Origin of the sequence: uncultured Parabacteroides sp., assembly GCF_947855115.1 — a bacterium.
In the GTDB taxonomy this organism is placed as follows: Bacteria; Bacteroidota; Bacteroidia; order Bacteroidales; family Tannerellaceae; genus Parabacteroides.
This window is the reverse complement of sequence record NZ_CANTZW010000002.1, coordinates 290,320-313,568: the sequence shown is the minus strand read 5'-3', so window position 1 is coordinate 313,568 and position 23,249 is coordinate 290,320. Positions and strand designations below refer to the sequence as shown.

Genomic DNA, 23,249 nt, shown 5'->3' with positions numbered 1-23,249 from the left:
GTACAAAAGAGGCTGTTTTACTATACGAAAAGAAAGGCTCATTCTCTCACCCATTTAGCCTTACAGGAAGAAACGGGGCATTGTTTCCGGTTTTTCAATGATTCCCAGGGGATCTCACCTAAAAATGTCCCGCATTTCGGACAAACATAGTCTATCTTGAATTGATTGGCGATATCTTGTAATTGCTGAGGTATTTTTGCCGATTGCTTAGCTCCTAAATAAATTCCTACCGTAGGGGCACAAATTGTTATCAGAAGACTGACACCAAATAGTTCCGGGCTACCTTTTCCTAAAAAACCTACCACTACCCCCACTACTCCTGGTAAAGCAAATGGTAAGGATTGGAACAATCTAGTTTTAAACTGATTAGAGGATTGAATCTTTACCTTTTCTTGAATATAATCATCATAAACTTTCTTCAATGCGGCAAATTCCTCGCTATAATCGTTATTATATTTAAGAACTTCGGAAAGATTTAAATTATAATTATCTCCCAATTGAACATGATCAGTGGGAGTAACACGTTTCTTCACAACTTGCGTTCCATTCACGAACGTTCCGTTGGTAGATCCCAAATCTTCTAATAATAAATTACCACCATCCTCACGTATCAAGCGGGCATGATGGCGGCTTACATGAGGATCGTTAACGACAAAATCGTTATCTTCTGCCTTTCCTATCTTTATAATCATGGTCTTATTCTTTTTCTTCCTGGGGCTTCCCCATCTCCTTCTCAAGAGTATCTTTCAGTACTTTCAACGGATCCTTAGATATTACCAACTCCTTGGGCTTACCTTCTTCCGTCAATAGCAACAAACGTTGTTTTGGTAGATTTATTTGTAAGATATGATTCTTATTTATGATATGACTTTTTCCGACACGCATTAATATCTTGTTACAACCTGCGACTTGCTTTTCTAGGATTTCTTCTATTTTTCCGATATTTATGGCAAAAGTAAATTGGATGCCATTTGATAACAATAGTTTCGTATAGTTCCTGTCTGCTTCAAAATAAAGGATCTGACCAATCTTAATGCGCAACAACTCATCCCTTGTTTTTATTATTAAATACCGCTCCATACGTAGAAATTGTTTTTTCGTTTCTCTTTAAGAAACAAATATACGTATTTTCTTTATTCAGTTGACATCTTTTCGGGGAAAGATTGGTAAAGTACACCAAAAACGAGAGCCCTTCCCTAGTTCAGAAGAGACACCGATATGCCCTCCTAATTTTTCGATTATATTCTGACAGATGGCAAGTCCAAGTCCTGTCCCTTGTTTTTGGTTATGTCCTTTATAAAAACGATCGAACACGTGAAGCATTGTTTCCTCCGGTATTCCTTCACCTGTATCGATCACAGATAATAAAACTTCTTTCTCTGTGACTTCATATGATACAGTAATACGCCCCATGGAGGTATGCTTTATCGCATTGGTTATAAAATTACCGAGAATTTGCTTCAAACGAATACGGTCGGAGCGAAATACAAAAGAATCCAATGAGTCCGGATAGCCCAAAGTCACTCCTTCCGAGACCTTGATTTGGAAAGACGATACGGTTTCTTCGAGCAATTGCTTCAGATCAAACTCCGTAAAATTGAAAGTCATGATATCAGACTCAATCCTAGCCAAATCCAATACCTCATTAATAATACCTAATAATAATTCATTATTGGTTTGAATGATACGGATATAATTTTGTCTCATTTCATAATCCTCCTCATCCTCTAAAAGAGAAGAAAATCCGACAATCGCATTTAATGGCATACGAATCTCATGGCTGATGTTCGCCCAAAAAGCAGATTTCAAGCGACCTAGCTTCTCCGCTTCGAGCATTCGTTTTTCCATGGCTTTCAGTTCAGATATATCATAATTCATCAGCAATAAGATTTGTCTTGACTTCTCGCCTCCTACCTCTATTGTATCCTGACGAATCCATTTCCATCCCTCACCATCCTTAACCCGGACTTCCTTTTGGTCATGATCTGTTTCTTCACGAACAATTCGATTTAAGGAAACTTTCATGCTTTCACGATCCTCAGGTTGAACCTTGGAATATATACCTACTATCTGGTCTAGTGGAGTTCCCGGAACTTCCCCCATATTCAGGTACCATTGTTCCATTGCCACTCCTTCCCCGGTGGATAGATCATATTTTGCACAACCTATCTTGGAATGATGGCTTATTTGGGAAAAGAAAGGTTCGAACTCTATGCTTAACGTTGTATTCATATATATCCATTTCTCATTATATTTTTACGCAAAAAGAAGCTCCTACCGTGAAAACGAATGAATTAATCGTTCGTTTTAATTAGTCGTTTATATCTATTATCTTGCAAGGATATAGTAAGTTTAATAAAATGCTCCAAAAGCCGCATTAAAATTACGATCTAAGGTCTTTTTAGCTTTCACATGTAAATGTTTTTTACGACATTTGTAAACGACTAATTAAAACGAACGATTAAAACAGCCGTTTTAACTCTACTCCTATCCTTATAATAATTTGATATACAATATCATAATATGATTATCAAAAAAATAGAGGATAGATTGATCACTCAATCTACCCTCCTTGTCTATCGTGTGCTTAAACTATTAAAAATCAAATTCTTGATTAATCTTCTATAGCCGCCTGCGCCGCTGCGATACGAGCGATAGGAACTCTAAAAGGTGAACATGATACATAATTCAAGCCAACCTTATGGCAGAACTTAACAGAAGAAGGCTCACCTCCATGTTCACCACAAATACCACATTTCAGATCCGGACGAATGGCACGACCTTTTTCTGTTGCCATACGAACCAACTGTCCTACACCGTTTTGGTCTAAAACTTGGAACGGATCCACTTTTAAGATCTTCTTCTCTAAGTAAACCGGCAAGAAAGAAGCGATATCATCGCGAGAGTAACCAAATGTCATTTGGGTTAAATCATTCGTTCCAAATGAGAAGAATTCAGCGCTAGAGGCAATACGATCCGCAGTTAATGCCGCACGAGGTATTTCGATCATCGTACCAACTTTAAAATCGATACGATCGCCAACTTCTTTAAATAACTCTTCAGCCGCATTACGAATTACTTTCTCTTGTTCCTTGAACTCATATAAGATACCTGTTAATGGCACCATAATTTCCGGTTTAGCCTCGATACCTTCTTTCTTCAATTCCAAAGCGGCACCTAAAATCGCACGAGTCTGCATCTCCGTGATTTCTGGGTATGTATTACCCAAACGGCAACCACGATGCCCCAACATAGGATTATGCTCACAAAGGGATTCTACACGTTTCTGGATTTCTTTAACAGATACACCCATTGTTTCAGCCATTTCCTCTTGTCCTTTTAAATCATGAGGAACAAACTCATGCAAAGGTGGATCAAGCAAACGAACAGTAACGGGGCATCCAGCCATAGCTTTGAAAATACCCTTGAAATCCTCTTTTTGATAAGGAAGAATCTTTTCTAATGCTTTCTTACGACCTTCGGCATCTTCGGCCAAGATCATTTCACGCATAGCTTTAATCTTCTCGCCCTCAAAGAACATATGTTCCGTACGGCATAGACCGATACCAACGGCACCAAAACTACGTGCGATAGAAGCATCGTGAGGCGTATCTGCGTTTGTGCGAACTTGTAGTTTCGTATATTTATCAGCCAGAGTCATTAATTCAGCGAAATCTCCTGACAACTCTGCGGCTTTCGTCTCAACCTGTCCGACATACACTTCTCCAGTCGTACCATTAATTGAGATATAATCACCTTCTTTCAAGGTTACACCGTCAACGTCTACGGTCTTATTCTTATAATCGATATTTAAAGCCCCAGCTCCGGATACACAACACTTACCCATACCGCGAGCTACAACAGCCGCATGAGAAGTCATTCCTCCACGAGCGGTAAGAATACCTTCAGCGACAGCCATACCTGCTAAATCTTCCGGGGAAGTCTCTATACGGACCATAACAACTCTTTTACCATCAGCATGCCATTTAGCGGCATCTTCAGCAAAAAATACAATCTGTCCGGTTGCAGCTCCCGGAGAAGCAGGCAAACCTTTTACCCATACTTTTGCCAACTTCTCAGCTTTTTTATCGAATACCGGGTGAAGTAATTCATCCAATTTATTCGGCTCGATACGGCTCAATGCTGTTTTCTCATCAATCATACCTTGATGTAACAAATCAATAGCGATTTTCACCATAGCGGCACCGGTACGTTTGCCGTTACGAGTTTGCAAGAACCAAAGTTTACCTTCCTGTACGGTAAATTCCATATCCTGCATATCACGATAATGATTCTCCAATTTTTCCTGGATAGCATCTAATTGCTTATAAATTTCCGGCATGGCTTCCTCCATGGATGGATATTTAGCGATGCGTTCTTCTTCCGCAATCCCTGCACGCTCTGCCCAACGTTGTGAACCGATCTTTGTAATCTGTTGCGGGGTACGGATACCTGCCACTACATCTTCACCCTGAGCGTTAATCAAATACTCGCCATTAAACAAGTCTTCACCGTTACCAGCGTCACGAGAGAAACAAACACCTGTGGCAGAAGTATCACCCATATTACCAAAAACCATGGCTTGTACGCTAACCGCAGTACCCCACTCGTCAGGAATACCTTCCATCTTACGGTATAGGATAGCACGCTCGTTCATCCAGCTATTAAATACGGCGCAAATAGCTCCCCACAATTGCTCATAAGCACAGGTCGGGAAATCTTGTCCAGTTTGGGCTTTAACGGCCGCTTTAAATTTAGAGACCAATGTTTTTAAGTCTTCAACATCAAGCTCATTATCCAATTTAACGCCTTTCGCTTTCTTTACCTCCTCGATAATCTCCTCAAACGGATCAATATCCTCTTTACTTGTCGGTTTCATTCCCAATACGACATCACCATACATTTGAACGAAACGACGGTAAGAATCCCAAGCAAAACGAGCGTTACCCGTCTTTCGAGACAAACCTTCTACTACCTCATCGTTCAAACCAAGGTTTAAGATCGTATCCATCATACCCGGCATAGAAGCACGGGCACCGGAACGAACTGAAACTAACAAAGGATTGGCAACATCACCAAACTTAGAGTTCATTAGCGTCTCTATGTTAGCGATCGCTTTTTCAACATCTGCCTTCAGCAACTCTACGACCTTATCTTTACCTAATTCGTAATACTCAGTACAAACTTCTGTTGTAATCGTGAATCCCGGAGGAACCGGTACACCTATCAAATTCATTTCGGCAAGGTTAGCACCTTTACCACCCAGCAGATTTCTCATATCTGCCTTACCTTCGGCTTTTCCATTTCCGAATGTGTAAACTCTTTTTCTTTCCATATTCGACAGTATTGAATTTAGATTCTAGTTTTGTTGATTTCAATTATATTATTGCTATCTCAACTTTGCAATGCTGCAAATATATGCTATTTCTACTTTGCAAACACAAATAGCATTAAAGATTTTTACATGTTTTACAACTATTCTTCACCATTTATATTTAGTAAATGCTTATATTTGCGTGCGGAAGTTTGCTAGCTTACGGTTTCGGTGGCCTTCGGTAGTCACGACAACAATTATCACACCCTCTATGTCTATTAGGCTTATGCCGATCATATCTCCTGTGATTGTCAGGGTGGATAGTACCCCAGTGGTAATTCCAATAATTATCTTCATAACGACAACATTCGTGAGACGGGTGGCGGTCCGGATATCTTGGATTCGCATACCATCCCCGATAATCATGGATACGTTGCGGATGTTCCCTTACAAAACGGACATACAGACTGAACTGGTCCGGAGTCAATATACGTTGGATCTTACGATCTCTTTCCATACGTAGATTATAAATACGATGAGCGGCCCGATCCCAATGACGATAATCACAGCGAGCCTCTTTTTCTATTTTTTGCCCATATTTATGGATAATCTTATGATATTCCGCAGCCTGACGAGCGGGCAAATGCATCGCTTGTTCCATCCAAAGGCAATTTTGACAATGCGGCTCATTCCACTCAAAACTGATCCAAAACTGGCTATAAGCAGGTAAACTACACAATATGGCCAGTATACATAATAAACAGACTCGTTTCATTCCTTTTCAATTTTAAGTTAATAATAACGCAAATCGTTTTTATATCAAATTCCTCTATTTAAGACGGTCTTGCTCCAGGAAGGTTTAATCCTTGATTCCTAACAAATCTTTTGCATTGGCTAAAGAAGCCTCTGTCAGCGAAGCCCCACTCAACATACGAGCGACTTCATTCACACGTTCTTCCCCCTCTAATTGCTTGATATGCGTAAATGTACGGTTTTTGGTATCTTTCTTATAAACAAAATAATGAACTTGTCCTTTGGCCGCTATTTGAGGCAAATGAGTAATAGCAAAGACTTGCATCTTCATACCGAGTTCTTGCATGATATCCCCCATTTTATCGGCGATATCGCCAGAGACACCCGTATCTACCTCATCAAAAATAATAGTCGGCAAAGCGGTGAAACCCGCAATCATAGCCTTAATACAAAGCATCAATCTGGAGATCTCTCCTCCTGAAGCGGTTTGAGCTACAGGCTGTAAGTCTGCGCTCTTATTTGCCGAGAACATAAACCGGATATCGTCCATGCCATCACTCTCCGGTTCCTTGCGAGGAATAATGTCCACCCGGAAACGGGTATTTGGCATTCCTAGCGGGATAATCATCTTGACCAATTGTGAGGCCATCGCCGTAGAAGCGATTTTCCGTTGCTCGCTAAGTATAGAAGCTTGTTGAAGTAATTCTTTATACGAAGCATCCAATTGGCTTTCTAATAGGTCAATTTGCTCATCGAAAGAGTCGATCGCATCCAATTGCGCTTGATATTGATCCCGTATAGCGATCAATTCACTCACGGTAGAAACACGATGCTTTTGTTGAAGTGTATAAAGAGTATTCAAACGTTCGTTCACCCATTCCAGTCGTTCAGGGTTAAACTCTACATCCTCCTTTAAAACATCTGTTTCAGAAGCCAGATCATTCAAATCAATATATGCCGAACGGATTCGTTCGGATATCTCTCTAGCTTTCGGGAAGCACCTTTCTATGGAATCTACGGTGGAAAGGGCTTCTTTCAGTATTTGAATAGCTCCTTGCTCTTCGCCATCCAACAATTCAGTTACCTTATATAAAGAGCTTTTGATCTCCTCTGCATGAGAGAGAGTCTCTTGCTCTTGTTCCAACTCCTCTTGCTCGCCCGGTTGAAGGTTCGCTTCCTCCAATTGCTCTAATTGAAAGCGAATATAATCTTCCTCCTGTTTACTTTGAGCCGCTTTTTCCTTTAAATCTTTTAGTTCCTTTCGTAATGCCTGATAGCGGGTAAATTCTTTCTTATAAAGAATAAGTAAAATCTCATTTTCAGCCATTACATCGATCACTTTCAATTGAAAACGGTTATCTCCCAACAATAGATTCTGGTGCTGCGAATGGATATCGATTAAACGACTTCCTAAATCTTTTAGAATCGTAAGGGATACCGGAGAATCATTGACGAAAGCACGGGATTTCCCTGAGGCATAAAGTTCTCGGCGCAAGATGCAACTATCAGCGTCATACTCAAGGTCGTTACTTAGGAAGAAAGGCTCCAATTGATATTTAGAAACGTCAAATACAGCTTCGATCACACATTTATCCGAACCGTTCTTTATACTCTTGCCATCAGCACGTTGCCCTAACACTAATGACAAGGCTCCCAATATGATTGATTTTCCCGCTCCGGTCTCACCCGTTATCACAGAGAAACCTTTATCAAAATGGATATCCAAACTGTCTATCAAGACAAAATTCTGTATAAATAAGGATTTCAACATGGCTTTTTTACCTTACTGTTTTTTGAAGCTCCTCCAAACGAGTGGATTGTGCCGGATATATCTCGAACAACATCTTGTACCCTTCTTGCCGCTCTTGTGTAGTCGCTTTCGAATAAATCGCAATAATCTCATCTAATTTAGCATCGGAAAACATTTGCAAAAGCACAGAGGTAGGCCGGGCTTTTCTTACTTCCTGCAACGCCGGGAGTGCCTCGATGATCGTCGTGCGTCCGCGATCCGGATTGGCCGCCATTTCATCGAGTCCTTTCCGGTGATAGGTATACCACATTTCACGAAAAGCGTCGGATGCATTATCTTGTAGAGCCGTCGCTACAGCATGGCGGTTCTGGTTACTATCAAAAGCTTTCCAACCTGTCCACGACATCTCAGACTGGGCCATATTGACAATTTGCTGGGCCTGTTGTATATAAGTAGATCCACCCTTCGGGGCGAAACTATCAAAATCAAGGCCCAAAATAACATAGACATAAAACACGATGGTTGCTGTAAGATTGCTGGTCAATGTATTTGAGTTATAGTCCAGCGGTTCCCCCTCCGTATATTCAAAATCCAACTGTTGATCCCGGAAATTCAGAAGTGTAGTCGTATAACTGGAATTATAGACCGGACGACGAGCTTGTATCTGGATCTCACTTTTGAAGTTTGTCTCATCCAACTCATTCACGATAATCGTCATCGTACAGTCAATTTTCTCATTAACGGCAAACGTTGCATCCGTCCATTTTCGATTATTAACAAACTCGGTCAAGGAATTCTGCAAGGTCGTGAAGATTTGCTTGTTTGCGGTAGCGATCTTGTCTCCGTTCACCGTAATACGGGCATTCAATTCTTGTGCCTTTCCTAAAAAAGGAACGGCACCGCAAAGCATGAATAGATAAAACAGTCTTCTTATTTTTCTCATCTCAATAATGTTACCAACTTATTTACGATATCGCTGGCTACCTCCCTCTTGCTTTTTAACGGATAGCTCGTTACACCTCCGGCATCGTCAATAATCGTGATTTTATTGGTATCACAACGGAAACCGGCACCTTGGTCTCGCAAAGAATTCAAGACGATGAAATCAAGGTTTTTCCGCTTCAGTTTACCTTCGGCATGAGTGGCTTCGTTGTTCGTCTCCAAGGCAAAGCCCACCATGACCTGTCCTTCCCGCTTGATCGCACCCAAAGAGGCGGCAATATCCGGATTCGGAACTAAATGAAGTGTCATATCCCCTTTCGTTTCCCGTTTGATCTTCTGTTCAGAAGCATTCTCCGGACGATAATCGGCGACAGCGGCACATAATATGGCAGCATCGCTACCCGGAAACGCTTCCATCGCCACTTGGTACATTTCCCCCGCAGACTCGACATCAATTCGTTTAATAGCCGGATGATGTGTTTTTAAAGAGACCGGACCGGCAACCAAAGTAACCTCCGCTCCTCTCTCCGCACAAACTTCCGCTAAAGCGAACCCCATCTTACCGGAAGAGTAATTACCAATAAAACGTACAGGATCTATCTTTTCATATGTCGGACCCGCTGTTATTAAGATCTTTTTTTTTTCAAGATCTTTTCGAGCGGCGAAAAAGTCTTCTAAGACCTCAATAATCTTATCAGGTTCCTCCATCCGACCTTTACCAACCAAATGGCTAGCCAATTCTCCCTCGGTTGGTTCGATAATCCGATTACCGAATGAGCGCAAATGTTCCAAATTCTGCTGGGTGCTCGGATGAGCGAACATATCCAAATCCATAGCCGGAGCCACGAATACAGGAGCTTTACAAGAAAGATAAGTAGTTATCAGCATATTATCGGCTATTCCGTTCGCCATTTTTCCAATTGTAGAAGCAGTAGCCGGGGCAATCAACATGGCATCTGCCCAAAGTCCCAGATCAACATGACTGTTCCACGTTCCATCCCTATTGGAAAAAAACTCACTGATTACAGGATGGCTACTTAACGTCGATAATGTAAGTGGAGTGATAAACTCTTTTCCCGCAGGCGTGATAACCACTTGTACCTCGGCTCCTTTTTTCACCAATCCCCGAATGATATAAGCAGCTTTATATGCTGCTATACTTCCCGTAATCCCTAGTATAATATGTTTATCTTTCAATGTCATATAATCGAATCTATTTATCCTTACCTATAGAGGCGTAGTATGCTGCGTCCCTACAACCTCAACAGAAGAATCTCTTTAGCTACTTTTGAATTTATATTGCCATACTCACCAAGTTTCCATCCCATCCGATCAATAGGTTCTACTAAAGCATCCAAGTCAGACTTTTTAATCCCATAGTCGGAAAGGCGGGTCTTTAATCCCATGAATTGGAAAAATTTTTCTGTAGCTTCTATTGACTTTTGCGCCTTTTCATCGGCAGATCCTTCGGTAATACCGAATACGACCTCTCCCATCCGGATCAGTTTAGCCTCTTTCTCCTTACGCATATAGGTCATGACACCCGGCAAGATAACGGCCAATGTCTGGGCATGATCCAAACCGAATTGCGCCGTCAATGAATATCCCATACGGTGTGAAGACCAGTCTTGGGGTACTCCTTGACCAATCCAACAGTTCAAGGCATTCGTCGCCGCCCACATCAAATTAGCGCGAATATCATAGTCATTCGGGTTTTGCAGGACCTTACAGCCTTCTTCTACGATCGTCTTCATTAATCCTTCGGCAAAATAATCCTGCACCTTAGCGTTCACCGGGTAAGTCAGGTATTGCTCGACCACATGGATAAACGAGTCAACGACACCGTTAGCCACCTGTCGTTCAGGTAAAGAATAAGTTACCTGCGGATCTAATATAGCAAACTTGGGAAATACCAACGGAGACATAAAATTCAATTTCTCACGGATAGCCTCCCTAGAAATTACCGCTCGCTCATTCATTTCCGAGCCCGTAGCGGCCAAAGTCAGTACCACACCTAAAGGAAGCGCTTTCTTTATCACGCCCCCCTTCGACAAGATGTCCCAAGGATCTCCCTCAAAGAACGTAGCCGAAGCAATAAATTTAGTAGCATCAATCACTGATCCTCCACCTACCGCCAGCAAGAAATCGATACCCTCTTTCTTCACTAACTCGACAGCTTTCATACAAGTCTCATAATGGGGATTTGCCTCGATACCTCCAAATTCATAAAGATGAAAGTTTCCCAAGGCAGCCACCACCTGCTCATAAATGCCATTTTTCTTGATACTACCTCCACCGTATACCATCAAGACCTTACTTCCTTCAGGAATTAACGCCGGTAAACGGACAATCGTCCCCTTGCCGAACACAACCTTTACAGGATTACAGAATTCAAAATTATTCATTGTCTTTATTTCGAATTAAAGTCTCTCAACCGAATCTCTGTCAACATTTTCTTCGTATTTAACGGGAAATCTCCATTCATGATCCAAGAGTAATATCCCGGGTCCGATTTCAAGACTTCCGTTACCAGTCGACCTTTATACTTACCGAAGTTAATGACCTCTTCACCCTTGTCGTTGTAAACCATACGTCCGGCAAAATCCACATTATTTGAATAACTGGAATATTGAGAAAGGAAAGCTACGTCATTCTTCAAATCCGGATAACGATCCAATTGCGCTTTTAACACCTCATACGTAGCTAGCGTATCAGCCTCCGCCGTATGAGCGTTCTCCAGATTCTTATTACAATAAAATTTATAAGCGGCAGACAACGTACGTTGTTCCATCTTATGGAAAATAGTCTGTACGTCGATAAATTTACGTCGATTTAAATCAATATCCACATCCGCACGCAAAAACTCCTCCGCAAGCATAGGTATATCAAAACGATTGGAATTATATCCGGCTAAGTCGCACCCCTCAATCTGGGCCGCCAAAGATTTAGCGATTTCTTTAAAGGTAGGACAATCTTTTACATCCTCATCGGTTATACCATGAATAGCAGTAGATTCTGGAGGAATAGGCATACCGGGATTTATTCGGCGTGTCTTTGTTTCTTCTTTCCCATTCGGGAATACCTTCACGTAAGAAATCTCCACGATCCGGTCTTTTACTATATTTATACCCGTGGTCTCTAAATCAAAAAAGACCAACGGGTTTCTTAAATTTAATTGCATTATTTATTTATTAGTCATTCAACATCATCGGCATCAGCAACATAAGCAGATCCTCATCCTCGTCATTCTCAGATGGGACGATCAAACCTGCGCGTGAAGGATCCGCCAATTCTAATATAACCTCTTCCGAGCTGATATTTCCGAGTATCTCAATCAGATAAGTCGCCTTAAAACCAATACTTAGCTCTGTTCCGTCAAATTGACAAACAATATGCTCCTCCGCGGAAGTAGAGAAATCAATATCCTGGGCAGAAACTGTAACCGAACCATCCTTCAGATGCAGTTTTACCAAACTACTCGCCGGATTAGAGAAAACAGATACACGTTTTAAAGCATTCAAGAAAGAGATACGGTCGATCGTTACCTTGAACGGGTTTTCTTGCGGGATCACGCTATTGTAGTTCGGATAACGACCCTCTATCAAACGACAAACCATCTCGAAGTTCGCACAAGTGATATATGCATTGTTATCATCAAACTTAATCAAGACTTGCTCTGATTCCTTTGCCAACAGGTTCTTCAATAAATTAGCCGGTTTTTTAGGCAAGATGAAAGATGCCCGCTCCGGGGATTTCACGGCGAAGTTACGTAAACGAACCAATTTATGTCCGTCCGAAGCCACAAACGTCAGATCGTCCGCATGAATATCAAAATAGACACCATTCATTACCGGACGAAGCTCATCATCGGCAGTAGCGAACAAGGAACGACTGATGCCGTTCAACAACATTTGAGCATCCATTGAGATAGAGATAGCGTTATCGTTCAACGGCTTCTGCTGTGGATATGTATCTCCCTTCTGACCGATAAAATTATACTTACCATTCTGGAAATGGATGAAAATCTCTAAATTCTCATCATTGATATCAAAAGTAAGCGGCTGTTCTGGAAGCTCCTTCAGCGGATCAAGCAATATCTTGGCGGAAACCGCAAAGAGTCCGGCACCTTGAGCATTTATTACGTCTACGGAAGTCACCAATCGGGTCTCGGCATCAGAAGCCGTTACCGTAAGCGTATTTCCTTCTAAGTTAAAAAGGAAACTGTCCAGAATCGGTAAAGAGTTCTTGGAAGCAATAACCTTACTTATAGACTGTAAACGTGATAATAACGCAGTGCTGGATACATCGAATCTCATAGCTTTAATATTTTATCTTGTTATACTATTATTTCATGCAAACTACCATTTGATAGAAAGAGACGGGGTATGCCTGTCCCTACAAATTAACCCAACAAAATTAAGAAAATATTTTGTTTGTAACCAACTATACTTTCAAAAGTTTAGGACATAAAAAAAGCTTCCCTCCACTTTACCGGAGAGAAGCCTTTTATATTCTTTATTATTCGCTACTCTATTATTTAGCGAAATAATCTTTCACAGCTTCGTTAGGAATCATTTCTTCATGGAAGATGTATGCACCTGTTTTCGGAGACTTAACCATTTTAATCACTTTGGAATAAGTACGACCGTCACCTTTCTTAAATGTTGCAACTGCTTTTTTTGCCATCGTTTAAAATCTCCTATTACTTAATTTCTTTGTGTAACGTCATCTTCTTCAAAATCGGATTGTACTTCATCAGTTCCAATCTCTGAGTAGTATTCTTTCTATTCTTTGTAGTGATATAGCGAGACATACCCGGCATTCCACTCTCTTTGTGCTCTGTACACTCAAGAATCACCTGTACTCTATTTCCTTTTGCTTTTTTTGCCATTTTCTATATCCTCCACAAATTATGCGTTCAAATAACCTTTTTCAGCCGCCATCTTAATAGCTGCATCTAAACCTAACTTATTGATTGTACGTAAGCCAGCCGCAGAAATATTCAAGCTAACCCAGCAATCTTGTTCTACCCAGTAGAACTTCTTCGTAAACAGGTTGACATTGAACTTACGTTTCGTTCTTCTCTTTGAGTGAGAAACGTTGTTTCCAACCATTGCTCTCTTTCCAGTAATTTGACAAATTTTAGACATTTCTAATCTGTTCTTTTAAATTATACGAAATTTAAGTCAACTCCTGCTATGTGTCTTCCCTTTCTGAACTAGCATCATGAACAAAAACGAAGATTCTAATAGAGTCTTAATCTTTACAGGGTGCAAAGGTAAAAATTATTTTGATTTATTCGCAAGAATTCTCTAATATTTTTCTTCAACAAATCATGTCTCTATTTAGTTATAGGTATATAACAATAAAACATGATATTCATTATGGCAAGAAGTTTTAAAGAAGCAATCCGGCATCGCCGGACCTATTACAGAATAGGTAACAACTCTCCCGTCTCTGACAACGAGATCCACGAAATTATAAAAACAGCGGTCACTCATGTTCCCTCCGCTTTCAACTCACAATCTACGAGAATCGTACTATTACTAGACGAGAGCCATAAGAAACTTTGGGAAATCGTAAAAGACACTCTTCGAAAAATCGTCCCTGCCGAAGTCTATAAGACTACTGAGACAAAGATAGATAATTCTTTCGAGGCCGGCTATGGTACGATCCTATTTTTCGAGGATATGGCGGTAGTTGAAGGCTTGCAGAAACAATTCCCTTCTTATAAAGATAATTTCCCTGTATGGTCTCAACAGACATCCGCTATGCATCAATTCGCGATATGGACTATGTTGGAAGATGCCGGTTTCGGTGCTTCTCTGCAACATTACAACCCATTGATCGACGAGGCGGTCGCTAAACAATGGCATATCAATCCAAGCTGGAAACTGATTGCCGAGATGCCATTTGGTACCCCTATGCAAGAACCAGGGGAAAAACAATTCACCCCATTAGAGGAACGAATTTTAATATTCAAATAGATTAATGTATATAGAATACGACATGATCATACATAAAATATATATCCACTAGAACACCTAACTAAAAAAGTTTTTTTGATGCTTTGCATTCACAATACACAAACAGACCCCTATTTCAATTTGGCAGCTGAAGAATATTTACTTAAAAGTTTCAAAGATAATATTTTCATGCTTTGGCAAAACGAACCATCAATCATTATCGGTAAACATCAGGATGTCTGGACTGAAGTAAATCTAAAATTCGTACAAGATCAACAAATCACGATCGCACGTAGACTTTCCGGAGGTAGCGCAGTTTATCATGATCCGGGGAACTTGAATCTTACTTTTATAGAGAACGGACAGATTATACAGACCGATAAACATACGATTCAAATCATGAATTTTCTTAGAACATTAGGAGTACATGTCACGATGGACGGATGGGATGGATTGGCTATCGGAGGATTTAAAATATCTGGTAGCGCACAAAGTATTCACAAAAATCGATATTTGCACCATGCGACTTTATTATTTTCCACAGATTTGGACAGACTCGTCACCTCCTTGAAAAATACGTCTCGCCAGACACTAGCGAAAACAAGAGGTAAACGATCGACATTCGTAAAATCCGTACGAAGTCCGGTCACGAATATCAGAGCACACCTTCCGGCTTCTATCTCCATCCAGCATTTTAAGAAAGCGCTTCTTTACTATTTTACGATCAACAATCCCGGCATACAAAATTATTCTTTCACGCAAGCAGACTTGGAAGCCATTTATCGGCTTAAAGAGCGGAAATACGCCACCACTAGCTGGAACTTTAATACTTATACTCTATAGTATGATGATCCTATTTTTATTAAATATATAATGATAAAAATAGGATCTATACTACAACTGATATATGATTGATATTGATTAGCCGTAGAAATAAACAAAATAGGATATATCTTTAGAAAATAGAAGATATATCCTATTTTTATTCATTTCATAATAGACTTATATTTACTATGAAATAAATATATCAAAAGTCTATTGATTTATTTAAATATTCAATGCTCCAGTTAATTCTTTTACCGATTTGAAACCATGCCGGTCGCAATAGTCATTCAATCCATCAATAACTTTAATAGAAACAGTTGGATCCACAAAGTTATAAGTTCCGATCTGAATGGCACTAGCTCCGGCCAACATAAATTCTACAGCATCTTTCCAGTTAGAAATACCTCCCAAACCTATAATTGGGATTTTCACCGCCTGATAGGTTTGCCATACCATACGCAAAGCGATAGGCTTCACACAAGGTCCGGAAAGCCCTCCGGTTATTGTAGATAATATAGGTTTACGTTTCTCTGCGTCTATAGCCATTCCCAGCATTGTATTAATCAACGAGACAGAATCTGCGCCCTCTGCCTCGACAGCCTTAGCAATCTCTGCAATGTCCGTCACATTTGGAGAAAGTTTTACAATAAGTGTCTTTGGATAAACCTTACGAACAGCCTTAACAACTTCTCCGGCACCACAAGCAGTAACGCCAAAAGCCATACCACCTTGCTTTACATTCGGACAAGAAATATTCAGTTCTATAGCTGGAATCCTATCCAACTCGGCTATCTTTTCCGCACATTCGACATATGTCTCGATCGATGATCCACTCACATTTACGATCATATTCGTATCAATATCCTTAATCTTCGGATAAATATGCTCGGCAAAATAATCGGCACCTTTATTTTGAAGCCCTACAGCATTTAACATTCCAGAAGGGGTCTCTGCCATTCTGGGATAATCATTGCCTTCACGGGGTTGGATGGTAGTACCTTTTACAAAAATACCTCCCAAACGTGAGATATCCATGAAATCAGCATATTCTATACCATATCCGAACGTACCGGATGCTGTCATTACCGGATTTTTCAACGGTAAATTTCCTATGTTTACATTTAACTCTGCCATGACAAATTCTCAATATTAAATACAGGACCTTCTGTACACACACAAACATTATGACCTTCCTTATTTTTTTCCACACAACATAAGCAAGCCCCCAAACCACAAGCCATCATGTTCTCGAGAGAGACCTCACAAGAAATAGCCTTTGCTCTTGCATATCTCGCTACCGCCATCATCATCGGTTTAGGGCCACAAGTGTAAATCTGGTCAAAACAAACCTCCTTAAGGATTGTATGGTCGGTCACATATCCTTTCTCACCCAACGAACCATCTTCAGTAGTGATATAAACCGTACCAAATTCTTGGAATTCATTCAATTGCAATACATCATCCTTAGAACGAGCCCCTAGCAAAAAAGTAGGTTCAAAACCGGCCTCTTTTAAACAGGCCCCTAAATATAACATCGGAGCGGTTCCAACACCACCGCCAATCAACAAAAGTTTCTTGTTTTTCTGTTCCTTGGAAGGCATCGTAAAACCATTACCTAATGGTAGCATTATATTTACAATCTCGCCCAGACGAAATTCTGACATTTTCCTCGTACCATCACCAACAAGCTGAATCAAGAGCCACAACTCGTTTTTAGACTTATCCACATAATTAACAGAAATCGGACGACGTAAGAATGTCGTAGGAGAGTTTTCTACACGAACCTCAACGAACTGTCCGGGAAACATCTCTGGAAGATTCTCATCCGAGGTTAACTTTAACAGGCAATAATTTTTATGAAGGCGATAATTTCCGGTCACCTTCATATCTAAGATGTACTTTTTCATATATACAATTGCTCAATTTGTATGCAAAGATACATGAATATAATGTATATACCGAACAGTTTACCTTAGTCTTTCTTGTTTTTTTCAGGAACAAAAGTATCAAATGTGTTATCAGAATAGAATATCATTATTTTACTAACATTTTTAGAAGGCTTTTCTTGACACATAACTTGCTCTACCATAGGTTGTTTATAGGTGTTTACAGGCATCTCAACCCCAATTTCCTTGCGATTTTCGGCAACAACCTGTACATTAGGACGATTTTCAGGCATATTTGTAAACAAATTGGGCTCAGTCAACACATGTTCCCGGAGCATTTCACCTTTACCAAATAATAACCAGTCGGAGTCAACATAAGTGAACCGTTCTAGTATCTTTAAAAGAACATCCAAACTGGGATTATTTCTTCCTGATATAATATGCGACATGGCTGAACGTTGTATTCCGATTGATTCAGCAAATTTAGAAGGAGTAAGTCCCTCAAGCTCCATTATTTTCAAAATACGATCTCTCATTATTATACCCTTAAATTCTTACTTGGCCCTCTGCCATTATGACCGTTCACTAAGATAAATTGCCCTAAAGTAAACTTGATACAAATATAAATCATTATTTCTATTCTTGCAATTTATTTTTATAAAACTAAATCGATACATACGTAACCATATTGACACAAATGTTTTGGATAGATATGTAAACAACTCTTGATAGCGTAAATATCACCATTCAGAATTACTTTAACAAAAGCATGTATACCATTGATAAATAATACAATAATCTAAATATAGGCTATATGTACACCTCCTTTTTCACGTTTGTAGACAGAAAAACAGATCTCATTTAATGTAAACAATCAATATTTTCACATAAAAATCTGGTTATTTATTATTTATAGTAAATCATATACAAACAAAGAAATCTATAATAATTCGCTGTTTAGATTAGTAATGTAAATATGTTACGTTTGTATCACCCTTGATTTGGTTACAGAAATAAATCACATTTGTGATCATCCCCAATCTTTTTATTAGATATACAAAAGTAAACAACCTTTTAAGTGCTACATTCATATACACTATAAACCAACTTCATTTATAATACTGTCATCTTGTCTTTTTTCTTTGGCCCGGCAGTGAGACTGCTACAGGACGATAAGCGTAAGTATGGATTTTTTGAGATTTTTGAGGAGGGAAGTACGTAATCAAATAAATTTTAAAGTCTCAGAGAGATAAAATCAACTTAATTAATTGATAAATAAAAGAAAAGACCATTTTTTCTAGTTCAAGTTTTTCACCATTCTAGAAAAAAGGTCTTTCTACCTCTATCGGGTCTATGATTTTTGTTTAATGTAAGATTTTGTAAAGTAACTCTTTCAATAAATCCGCATCTGTTGCTGAAGAATTTTCCACCCCCTTGGATTTTGCGTCAGTCGTTCGGATATCACTGATCAAGTTAAAGACTTTCATGGCAGAATAATTTTTCATGCCCAGAAGATAATCCTTTACCTGATAGGTTCCCCTCAAACCAAGCTCGGCCATTAGTCCTGATTCTGACCGATCCTTTGAATAATAACAAATCAACAAGTTCGAGAAATAGTTAAATAATACAGGAAGGGTCATCTGTATCGGATTACTTTTAGGATTCTTCTCAAAATACTGAGCAATCCGGTTTGCCTTTAACACATCTTTTATGGCTAGAGCCTTTATCAACTCAAAGTTATTGTATTCTTTGCTAATCCCTATATTTTGCTCGACCAATTCCGGCGTGATGCGTTTTGAGGCCTTTTCAGCCAAGATAATCGCCAGCTTATCCAATTCCTTATTGAGACGGTTTAAATCGTTTCCAAGGAAATCTGAGAGCATTTGAGCGGCTTTAGGATCGATACTGATAGAACGTTGTTGCATCAAAGAAGTAATAAACCCCGGCATTTTATAATCCGGGACCTTTTTCGACTCGTATAAAATACCATTTTTATCAGCGGCAACCGCTAACGCACGTCGGCGATCTAAAGTCTTATATTTGTAATTTATGACCAAAATAGTCGATGACAAAGGGCTTTTCACGTAATTACTCAACAACTCAATATCCTTCACTAATTGAGCTTCTCGGACAACGATTAATTGGTACTCGGACATCATCGGAAAACGCCGTGCCGCATTAATAATTGAAACAGCATTCGTATCTGCGCCATATAAAATAATCTGATTAAAATCCTTCTCAGACTCTTCCAGTACGTTTTTTAATAACAAATCCGTTATCTGATCGATGAAGAAAGGTTCTTCACCCATTAATACATAAACAGGCTGGAATTTTCTGGCCATTATATCCTTACAAATCTCCTCGAATGAAATTTCTTTTTTTGCCATAAATTAGAAGTTTTGCCATCACCAACTGAAACGGATGTGACGAATTGTTTTCTTACCATCTAAAATTTGCTGGAGAGCCTCAATCCCCAACATTACCTGTTCTCCTACAAATTGCTGGGTTACTTTCCGATCGCTCGCTTCCGTTTTCACGCCATCTTCCTCCATCGGTTTATCCGATATCATCAACAACGCACCTGTAGGTATCTGGTTGGCGAAACCTGCCGTAAGCAAAGTCGCAGTCTCCATATCAATGCCCGTGGCATGCGTGCTACGCAGATATTCCTTAAATTCATTATCGTATTCCCAAACCCTGCGATTTGTCGTGTAAACCGTGCCTGTCCAATAATCTTTCCCATGGTCTCGTATAGCGGAAGAAATGGCACGAAGCATTGAGAAAGCAGGCAATGAAGGTACCTCTGGCGGCAAATATTCATTCGACGTTCCTTCACCCCGGATGGCAGCGATAGGTACCACATAATCTCCTAACGCATTCGCCTTTTTCAATCCTCCACATTTACCTAAGAAAAGAACGGCCTTGGGCATAATCGCAGATAATAAATCCATGATCGTAGCAGCGTTCGCACTTCCCATGCCAAAATTGATGATGGTAATTCCTTCTGCCGAGGCATTGGGCATCGAGCTTTTCAATCCCAAGATCGGTACATTGAAATGATCCGCGAATATTTCGACATATTTAGTAAAGTTCGTGAGTAATATGTGCTTAGTGAAGTCCTCTAACTTTCGCTCGGTATAACGAGGCAACCAATTTTCTACGATTTCTTGCTTTGTTCTCATAAATAACTACCTTTGAGGTGTGTTTTAGTTAGAATATAAATAGCAAATATAGCAAATGCTCCCATTAAATCTACCAAAATTCTCAGTCAAAGTGACGGAGAAAGCCGGAAAGCTTTCGATCTGGGATCCCGTACGCCGGAAATTTGTAGCGTTAACACCCGAGGAATGGGTACGGCAACATTTCGTGAACTATCTGATCACGGAAAAAAAATACCCCAAGGAACTTCTCGCAAATGAAGTGGCAGTGAAACTAAACGGAACATCCAAACGATGTGATACAATTGCGTACAACCGGTTTCTACAACCTCTAATGATTGTCGAGTATAAGGCCCCCCGCATAGAGATAACACATACCGTATTCGATCAAATCGTACGTTATAACATGGCTTTACATGTAAAATACCTGACCGTAAGCAACGGTATTCGGCATTTTTGTTGTAAAATCGACTATGAAAAGCAGACGTACGTATTTCTCGAAGGTATACCGGAATATAGCGCTATAGAAGAAACCGCCTAAATTACCTAATAAAGTACCCCTTATCCTTCTATGCGCCCGCACGGATCGGATAAGGGCTGACTCAGCCCAACCGGTAAACAGCTCTATCGACCAGGAATTCATTGTTTGCGTACAAGTACCCTCTCTCTATACGCAAAATCTCCCCGGAAGTCCTCAAGTGTATCAAAACCGATACTCTCGCCTCCTCATTTTCAAGGCACTCAAATTTAAACAGATTATATACGTTTGATAGAAGAAGATAAAAAAGAAACAGGAATGTCTCTGCGACACTTCCTGTTTTTTCCATATATTGAGTAGATTTTAATTCCATATCCCATACAATTATGGGCACAAACATAGCAATATTCGTCAAATAAACAAATATTTTAACACGAAAATTTTATTTCGTCAAGAGATAATCCTCCGGTTCTACGATCTGTAAAACATATTCCGGAGTGTTAGGTAACCTTTTCGCATACAAAGTGACAGAATCACCCCGCTCAGTTATCGTAGAATTAGATTCAGACGATATCTGGTCAACATTACGCAGCTTTACTTCCTCATCTTTATCGAAAAAGAAGGAATATCCCAATAAAACCGCAAAAAAAGATAAAATCAATGGCTTCATGTCTAACTTGTTTTTATGACTATATATGCTTAGATGCTTATAAAACGATAAACGCTGCATATTATTTCAAAATAATTACATATTAATCCACAAACACAAGTTCACACGCCTATAAACACGGAGCCATACGCATTATCTACATCTACAAAAAAGGCGAGGAATAATCCCCGCCTTCTTATCTATGTGATATAACTGAAGTTATTATCCACCGAAATCGTCAAAGTGCAACATCTCACGAGGTACACCCAAGTTATCCAGCATATTTTCCACAGCCTTCGACATCGGGCCCGGACCACACATATAGTACTCAATATCTTCCGGAGCCTCATGATCCTTCAAGTAAGTATCAAGGATTACCTGATGAACGAAGCCTGCCGTATACTTAACACCCGCAGCGTCAGCGGCAGGATCAGGACGGTCAAGGGCCAGATGGAACGTAAAGTTCGGGAATTCTTTTTCGATTTCCAGGAAGTCCTCTAAATAGAATACCTCATTCAAGGCACGCGCACCATAGAAATAAGACATCTTGCGATCCGTAGTCTTCAAGGTCTTCGTCATGTGCATGATCTGGGCACGCAACGGAGCCATACCTGCACCACCACCAATCCACATCATCTCTCTCTTAGAATCGAAGATCGGATGGAAATCACCATAAGGACCACTCATGGTCACTTTGTCGCCCGGCTTCAACGTGAAGATATAAGAAGAAGCGATACCCGGCATCACATCCATGAAACCTACCTGTGGTTTCGGCTTAAACGGCGGTGTAGCGATACGAACCGTCAACATGATGCGATCACCCTCCGCAGGATAATTAGCCATAGAATAAGCACGGATAGACGGTGAGTCATTCTTACATTTCAAGTCGAACAAACCGAACTTCTCCCAAGCGGGCAGATATTCCGGACCAATCAAGCTCTTATCGATATCCTTGTTGTAATCCATTGAGTATGTAGGGATCTTGATCTGAGCGTAAGAACCCGGGATAAAGTCCATATGCTCACCCTTAGGCAACGCAACGATGAACTCTTTGATGAACGTAGCGACATTCTTGTTGCTGATAACCTCGCATTCCCATTCCTTAACGCCAAATACCTCGTCCGGTACCTGAACGACCATATCCTCTTTTACCTTGCATTGACAAGCCAAGCGCCAATGATCTTTTACTTGTTTACGAGAAAAGAAACCTTTCTCTGTAGGCAAGATCTCGCCACCCCCTTCTAATACTTGGGCACGGCACTGACCGCATTTACCACCACCACCACAAGCGGAAGACAAGAAAATGCCACCACTCTGTAGCGCACCCAACAAAGTTCCCCCTATGGGTGTCTGAATATCTTTCTCTCCATTAACCTTCAGGTCTACGTTTCCTGACGGCACCAACTTTGCTTTGGCAGCCAACAACGCACCTACAAGGATCAGCGTAATCACTAAAAAGACTACCGCACCCGCAGCGATTGTTAATCCACCAGTCGTCATTAATAAAGTCATTTCTCTAAATGTTTAA

Annotated in this window: 24 protein-coding genes; 3 read left to right on the top strand and 21 right to left on the bottom strand. The window is 40.2% G+C overall.

Features of this window, described 5'->3' with window-relative positions:
* Positions 1–38: 38 nt before the first annotated feature.
* The 14 genes from Q0110_RS03030 to rpmB form a co-directional block, all read right to left on the bottom strand.
* The gene (locus Q0110_RS03030; RefSeq protein WP_297902271.1) at positions 39–692 is read right to left on the bottom strand and encodes an FHA domain-containing protein; all 654 of its coding nucleotides are present in this window, start codon (positions 690–692) and stop codon (positions 39–41) included.
* Positions 693–696: 4 nt separating this feature from the next.
* A complete protein-coding gene (locus tag Q0110_RS03025) occupies positions 697–1,080 on the bottom strand; it encodes a LytTR family DNA-binding domain-containing protein (protein WP_297902267.1) in 384 nt (127 codons plus the stop codon).
* Positions 1,081–1,137: 57 nt separating this feature from the next.
* Complete coding sequence (locus Q0110_RS03020; RefSeq protein WP_297902264.1) at positions 1,138–2,232, bottom strand: HAMP domain-containing sensor histidine kinase; 1,095 nt, start codon at positions 2,230–2,232, stop codon at positions 1,138–1,140.
* 382 nt (positions 2,233–2,614) lie between these two features.
* Positions 2,615–5,335, bottom strand: coding sequence for a pyruvate, phosphate dikinase (gene ppdK, locus Q0110_RS03015; protein WP_297902261.1), 2,721 nt, complete (start codon positions 5,333–5,335; stop codon positions 2,615–2,617).
* A 199-nt stretch (positions 5,336–5,534) separates the two neighbouring features.
* Positions 5,535–6,089: a hypothetical protein gene (locus tag Q0110_RS03010; protein ID WP_297902258.1), complete on the bottom strand. Its 555-nt coding sequence runs from the start codon at positions 6,087–6,089 to the stop codon at positions 5,535–5,537.
* A gap of 84 nt (positions 6,090–6,173) precedes the next feature.
* Positions 6,174–7,838 carry a DNA repair protein RecN gene (gene recN, locus Q0110_RS03005; RefSeq protein WP_297902255.1) on the bottom strand — a complete coding sequence of 555 codons (1,665 nt, stop codon included), beginning with the start codon at positions 7,836–7,838 and terminating at the stop codon, positions 6,174–6,176.
* 7 nt (positions 7,839–7,845) lie between these two features.
* Positions 7,846–8,760: a DUF4835 family protein gene (locus tag Q0110_RS03000; protein WP_297902252.1), complete on the bottom strand. Its 915-nt coding sequence runs from the start codon at positions 8,758–8,760 to the stop codon at positions 7,846–7,848.
* Positions 8,757–9,962 (bottom strand): bifunctional phosphopantothenoylcysteine decarboxylase/phosphopantothenate--cysteine ligase CoaBC, encoded by a 1,206-nt coding sequence (gene coaBC, locus Q0110_RS02995; protein ID WP_297902249.1) that lies wholly within the window; start codon positions 9,960–9,962, stop codon positions 8,757–8,759. Before coaBC ends, Q0110_RS03000 begins: the two co-directional genes overlap by 4 nt.
* 50 nt (positions 9,963–10,012) lie before the next feature.
* Entirely contained in the window at positions 10,013–11,164 is a 1,152-nt protein-coding gene (locus Q0110_RS02990; RefSeq protein WP_297902246.1) for an iron-containing alcohol dehydrogenase, read from the bottom strand.
* A gap of 5 nt (positions 11,165–11,169) precedes the next feature.
* Entirely contained in the window at positions 11,170–11,940 is a 771-nt protein-coding gene (locus Q0110_RS02985) for a 3'-5' exonuclease (protein WP_297902244.1), read from the bottom strand.
* A 10-nt stretch (positions 11,941–11,950) separates the two neighbouring features.
* Positions 11,951–13,075: a DNA polymerase III subunit beta gene (gene dnaN, locus Q0110_RS02980; protein WP_297902241.1), complete on the bottom strand. Its 1,125-nt coding sequence runs from the start codon at positions 13,073–13,075 to the stop codon at positions 11,951–11,953.
* A gap of 217 nt (positions 13,076–13,292) precedes the next feature.
* Entirely contained in the window at positions 13,293–13,445 is a 153-nt protein-coding gene (locus Q0110_RS02975; protein ID WP_297902239.1) for a DUF4295 domain-containing protein, read from the bottom strand.
* A 16-nt stretch (positions 13,446–13,461) separates the two neighbouring features.
* Positions 13,462–13,650 carry a 50S ribosomal protein L33 gene (gene rpmG / locus Q0110_RS02970; protein WP_297902237.1) on the bottom strand — a complete coding sequence of 63 codons (189 nt, stop codon included), beginning with the start codon at positions 13,648–13,650 and terminating at the stop codon, positions 13,462–13,464.
* 19 nt (positions 13,651–13,669) lie between these two features.
* Positions 13,670–13,909: a 50S ribosomal protein L28 gene (rpmB, locus tag Q0110_RS02965; protein WP_005857630.1), complete on the bottom strand. Its 240-nt coding sequence runs from the start codon at positions 13,907–13,909 to the stop codon at positions 13,670–13,672.
* Between the two features lie 234 nt (positions 13,910–14,143).
* Here rpmB and Q0110_RS02960 point away from each other — a divergent pair, with 234 nt between their 5' ends.
* Together Q0110_RS02960 and Q0110_RS02955 are read left to right on the top strand one after the other, a co-directional pair.
* Complete coding sequence (locus Q0110_RS02960; protein ID WP_297902231.1) at positions 14,144–14,746, top strand: nitroreductase family protein; 603 nt, start codon at positions 14,144–14,146, stop codon at positions 14,744–14,746.
* Between the two features lie 78 nt (positions 14,747–14,824).
* Complete coding sequence (locus tag Q0110_RS02955; RefSeq protein WP_297902228.1) at positions 14,825–15,568, top strand: lipoate--protein ligase family protein; 744 nt, start codon at positions 14,825–14,827, stop codon at positions 15,566–15,568.
* Between the two features lie 204 nt (positions 15,569–15,772).
* Here Q0110_RS02955 and Q0110_RS02950 read toward each other — a convergent pair whose 3' ends face one another.
* The 5 genes from Q0110_RS02950 to Q0110_RS02930 all read right to left on the bottom strand — a co-directional run bounded on the left by Q0110_RS02950 (position 15,773) and on the right by Q0110_RS02930 (position 20,618).
* On the bottom strand, positions 15,773–16,684 hold the full coding sequence (locus tag Q0110_RS02950) for a dihydroorotate dehydrogenase (protein ID WP_297902221.1): 912 nt from the start codon (positions 16,682–16,684) through the stop codon (positions 15,773–15,775).
* Positions 16,672–17,457, bottom strand: a complete 786-nt coding sequence (locus Q0110_RS02945; RefSeq protein ID WP_297902217.1) for a dihydroorotate dehydrogenase electron transfer subunit — start codon at positions 17,455–17,457, stop codon at positions 16,672–16,674. The genes Q0110_RS02950 and Q0110_RS02945 overlap by 13 nt, the downstream gene beginning before the upstream one ends.
* A gap of 65 nt (positions 17,458–17,522) precedes the next feature.
* A complete protein-coding gene (locus Q0110_RS02940; protein WP_297902209.1) occupies positions 17,523–17,972 on the bottom strand; it encodes a helix-turn-helix transcriptional regulator in 450 nt (149 codons plus the stop codon).
* 828 nt (positions 17,973–18,800) lie between these two features.
* The gene (gene holA, locus Q0110_RS02935) at positions 18,801–19,823 is read right to left on the bottom strand and encodes a DNA polymerase III subunit delta (RefSeq protein WP_297902205.1); all 1,023 of its coding nucleotides are present in this window, start codon (positions 19,821–19,823) and stop codon (positions 18,801–18,803) included.
* Positions 19,824–19,841: 18 nt separating this feature from the next.
* Positions 19,842–20,618 carry an AMP nucleosidase gene (locus tag Q0110_RS02930; RefSeq protein WP_297902202.1) on the bottom strand — a complete coding sequence of 259 codons (777 nt, stop codon included), beginning with the start codon at positions 20,616–20,618 and terminating at the stop codon, positions 19,842–19,844.
* A 55-nt stretch (positions 20,619–20,673) separates the two neighbouring features.
* On the opposite strand from Q0110_RS02930, the gene Q0110_RS02925 reads away from it, so the two are divergent.
* Positions 20,674–21,135: a type I restriction enzyme HsdR N-terminal domain-containing protein gene (locus Q0110_RS02925; protein WP_297902200.1), complete on the top strand. Its 462-nt coding sequence runs from the start codon at positions 20,674–20,676 to the stop codon at positions 21,133–21,135.
* Positions 21,136–21,514: 379 nt separating this feature from the next.
* Here the strand turns inward: Q0110_RS02925 and Q0110_RS02920 are convergent, their stop codons facing one another.
* Together Q0110_RS02920 and nqrF are read right to left on the bottom strand one after the other, a co-directional pair.
* On the bottom strand, positions 21,515–21,742 hold the full coding sequence (locus tag Q0110_RS02920; RefSeq protein WP_297902197.1) for a hypothetical protein: 228 nt from the start codon (positions 21,740–21,742) through the stop codon (positions 21,515–21,517).
* A gap of 201 nt (positions 21,743–21,943) precedes the next feature.
* Positions 21,944–23,233, bottom strand: a complete 1,290-nt coding sequence (gene nqrF / locus Q0110_RS02915) for an NADH:ubiquinone reductase (Na(+)-transporting) subunit F (RefSeq protein WP_297902195.1) — start codon at positions 23,231–23,233, stop codon at positions 21,944–21,946.
* Between the last annotated feature and the right edge of the window lie 16 nt (positions 23,234–23,249).

Coding starts and splice junctions, on each gene's coding strand:
- Q0110_RS03030 (WP_297902271.1), bottom strand. CDS start 692: ATGATTATAAAGATAGGAAAGGCAGAAGATAACGATTTTGTCGTTAAC.
- Q0110_RS03025 (WP_297902267.1), bottom strand. CDS start 1,080: ATGGAGCGGTATTTAATAATAAAAACAAGGGATGAGTTGTTGCGCATT.
- Q0110_RS03020 (WP_297902264.1), bottom strand. CDS start 2,232: ATGAATACAACGTTAAGCATAGAGTTCGAACCTTTCTTTTCCCAAATA.
- ppdK (WP_297902261.1), bottom strand. CDS start 5,335: ATGGAAAGAAAAAGAGTTTACACATTCGGAAATGGAAAAGCCGAAGGT.
- Q0110_RS03010 (WP_297902258.1), bottom strand. CDS start 6,089: ATGAAACGAGTCTGTTTATTATGTATACTGGCCATATTGTGTAGTTTA.
- recN (WP_297902255.1), bottom strand. CDS start 7,838: ATGTTGAAATCCTTATTTATACAGAATTTTGTCTTGATAGACAGTTTG.
- Q0110_RS03000 (WP_297902252.1), bottom strand. CDS start 8,760: ATGAGAAAAATAAGAAGACTGTTTTATCTATTCATGCTTTGCGGTGCC.
- coaBC (WP_297902249.1), bottom strand. CDS start 9,962: ATGACATTGAAAGATAAACATATTATACTAGGGATTACGGGAAGTATA.
- Q0110_RS02990 (WP_297902246.1), bottom strand. CDS start 11,164: ATGAATAATTTTGAATTCTGTAATCCTGTAAAGGTTGTGTTCGGCAAG.
- Q0110_RS02985 (WP_297902244.1), bottom strand. CDS start 11,940: ATGCAATTAAATTTAAGAAACCCGTTGGTCTTTTTTGATTTAGAGACC.
- dnaN (WP_297902241.1), bottom strand. CDS start 13,075: ATGAGATTCGATGTATCCAGCACTGCGTTATTATCACGTTTACAGTCT.
- Q0110_RS02975 (WP_297902239.1), bottom strand. CDS start 13,445: ATGGCAAAAAAAGCAGTTGCAACATTTAAGAAAGGTGACGGTCGTACT.
- rpmG (WP_297902237.1), bottom strand. CDS start 13,650: ATGGCAAAAAAAGCAAAAGGAAATAGAGTACAGGTGATTCTTGAGTGT.
- rpmB (WP_005857630.1), bottom strand. CDS start 13,909: ATGTCTAAAATTTGTCAAATTACTGGAAAGAGAGCAATGGTTGGAAAC.
- Q0110_RS02960 (WP_297902231.1), top strand. CDS start 14,144: ATGGCAAGAAGTTTTAAAGAAGCAATCCGGCATCGCCGGACCTATTAC.
- Q0110_RS02955 (WP_297902228.1), top strand. CDS start 14,825: ATGCTTTGCATTCACAATACACAAACAGACCCCTATTTCAATTTGGCA.
- Q0110_RS02950 (WP_297902221.1), bottom strand. CDS start 16,684: ATGGCAGAGTTAAATGTAAACATAGGAAATTTACCGTTGAAAAATCCG.
- Q0110_RS02945 (WP_297902217.1), bottom strand. CDS start 17,457: ATGAAAAAGTACATCTTAGATATGAAGGTGACCGGAAATTATCGCCTT.
- Q0110_RS02940 (WP_297902209.1), bottom strand. CDS start 17,972: ATGAGAGATCGTATTTTGAAAATAATGGAGCTTGAGGGACTTACTCCT.
- holA (WP_297902205.1), bottom strand. CDS start 19,823: ATGGCAAAAAAAGAAATTTCATTCGAGGAGATTTGTAAGGATATAATG.
- Q0110_RS02930 (WP_297902202.1), bottom strand. CDS start 20,618: ATGAGAACAAAGCAAGAAATCGTAGAAAATTGGTTGCCTCGTTATACC.
- Q0110_RS02925 (WP_297902200.1), top strand. CDS start 20,674: ATGCTCCCATTAAATCTACCAAAATTCTCAGTCAAAGTGACGGAGAAA.
- Q0110_RS02920 (WP_297902197.1), bottom strand. CDS start 21,742: ATGAAGCCATTGATTTTATCTTTTTTTGCGGTTTTATTGGGATATTCC.
- nqrF (WP_297902195.1), bottom strand. CDS start 23,233: ATGACTTTATTAATGACGACTGGTGGATTAACAATCGCTGCGGGTGCG.